1 protein-coding gene is annotated in these 599 nt (G+C 39.4%); it reads left to right on the forward strand.

Annotated features, from left to right (window positions below):
- On the forward strand, positions 1-599 hold a 599-nt coding region (locus MTN96_RS36885; protein WP_248534860.1), incomplete at both ends, for an efflux RND transporter periplasmic adaptor subunit.

A 599-nucleotide genomic window follows, 5' to 3' on the forward strand; every position in this document is an offset into this window, starting at 1 on the left:
AAGCCTGAATATCAATTTAGCTCCGTATATGCACCTGGCGAAATAAAAGCTAATGGCTATAAAAGTTATGTGGTATCGCCACGTACAGAGTCAGTCATTATTAGTCGCCATGCAGCGCTTGGAGAGCATGTAGAAATAGGTCAGAAGTTAGTTACATTATTTAGTGAAGCAATGGCACAAGCACAGGCTGACTATTTAATCGCTTCAACCGAATGGCAACGTGTGAAAAAGCTGGGTAACAAGACGGTGAGTGAAAGTAGATTATTACAAGCAGAGACTACATACAATGCGAGTTACGGGAAGCTTATTGCTTTAGGGTTAACTGAAAAAGCAATAGATGGCATTTCTAACAAAGACATAAAAGCGTTTGGGCAATATACATTAATTGCTCAGCGTGAAGGGGTTGTACTTCAAGACGATTTTATCCAAGGGCAACGTGTTGATGCTGGTGATTCAGTAATGTTGTTAGCAGATGAAAAACAACTATGGGTTGAAGCAAAAGTTTCTCCAAATAAAAAGCTGAATTTATCAATTGATTCTCCTGCGGTACTTAAATTAGAAGGCCAGAGTTACAATGCCAAAGTTATCCAAGAAGCCCA

The sequence above is a fragment of the Pseudoalteromonas sp. 2CM28B genome, assembly GCF_023161935.1.